Genomic DNA, 1,197 nt, shown 5'->3' with positions numbered 1-1,197 from the left:
TTGGTCATATCCCCGTCAAGTAGACAATTAAAAAAGAGGTAAATTATGCGGCGATTGCTTCCCTGAATTCAACAGGAGAGCGGTCGCCTAGTTTTTTCTGGAACCGTTCGTGGTTGTAATACTCGATGTATTCTTTAATGTAGCGCTCGGCTTCAGATGCATTATTCGGCTTCGTTAAATAGAGTTTCTCTGTCTTAAGATGCGAGAAGAACGATTCAACGCAGGCGTTGTCAAAGCAATTCCCACGTCTAGAATGACTACCTTTAAGCTTCTGGTCTGCAAGCAGCTTGGCATAGGTCTTAGTCGTGTATTGGAATCCCTGATCAGAGTGAAGAATTGCATGAGGAGCATTCACTTGCTTCACAGTGTCTAAAACAAGCTCAAGATCGTTTCGGTCACCAAGTTTCCAAGCCTTAATTTCGTTGTTGAAGAGGTCCAAAATTACGGAAAGATAAAGGAATCCATGTCCGACGCGAACATAGGTGATGTCGGTTACCAGTTTGAGTTTAGCAGCCGTAGCAGTGAATTCTCGATTCAATACATTCGGGAATACAACAGATGCTTTTCGTCCAGCAAACGGACGCTTCTTACGGATGACGGACTGAATTCCTAACTCTCGCATCAGTCGGCGCACCTTCTTGTGATTCACATTTAAACCTTCTTTACGTAGGGCTGTGCGCATGCGGAAATAACCGTAGTGGGGCCGAATACGGTGAATGGCAAGAATATGCTCCTTCAACACAACATCATGATCTAAACGTGCTCTGCGTGTCTCGTACGCAGCTAGCCATTTGTAATAGCCCGAACGCGATACTTCAGCAATGTTACAAAGTAGGACCGTGGGAAATATTGCTGTCATTTCTCGAATGGACTCGAACCGGGCTTGCTTATCCAACTTCCCTCCCCATGTAGATTTGGATTGAGCTTTTTTAGATACTCCACCTGTGCTTTCAGATAGGCATTCTCTTCCTCAACCGAGCTGAATTGCTTCTTGTTCCACCGTCCGCGGTAATCCTCAAAGGATTCTCCGCTCTCGTACTTCCTTACCCAGTTCAAAATCTGGCTCTCGCTTTTGATCCCCAGTTTATTCATGATCATGGAATAACTCCATTGTTCCTCTAAGCGAAGTCTAACCGCCTCCAGCTTTGTTGCCTCATCATATCGAGTAAACGTTTGTCCCTTTTTCGCCATGAAAAA

1 protein-coding gene is annotated in these 1,197 nt (G+C 44.9%); it reads right to left on the bottom strand.

What is annotated here, in order from left to right:
* Positions 1–43 precede the first annotated feature (43 nt).
* Positions 44–1,191, bottom strand: a protein-coding gene (locus tag DFQ01_RS30750) for an IS3 family transposase (RefSeq protein WP_110047716.1) whose coding sequence is annotated in 2 segments (ribosomal slippage) — positions 44–933 and positions 933–1,191 — 1,149 coding nt in all. Because the reading frame shifts where the segments join, the coding sequence is not laid out codon by codon here.
* Positions 1,192–1,197 lie beyond the last annotated feature (6 nt).

The sequence above is a fragment of the Paenibacillus cellulosilyticus genome (genome assembly GCF_003182255.1).
Lineage (GTDB): Bacteria > Bacillota > Bacilli > Paenibacillales > Paenibacillaceae > Paenibacillus_T > Paenibacillus_T cellulosilyticus.
This window is presented reverse-complemented; position numbering and strand designations above follow the sequence as displayed.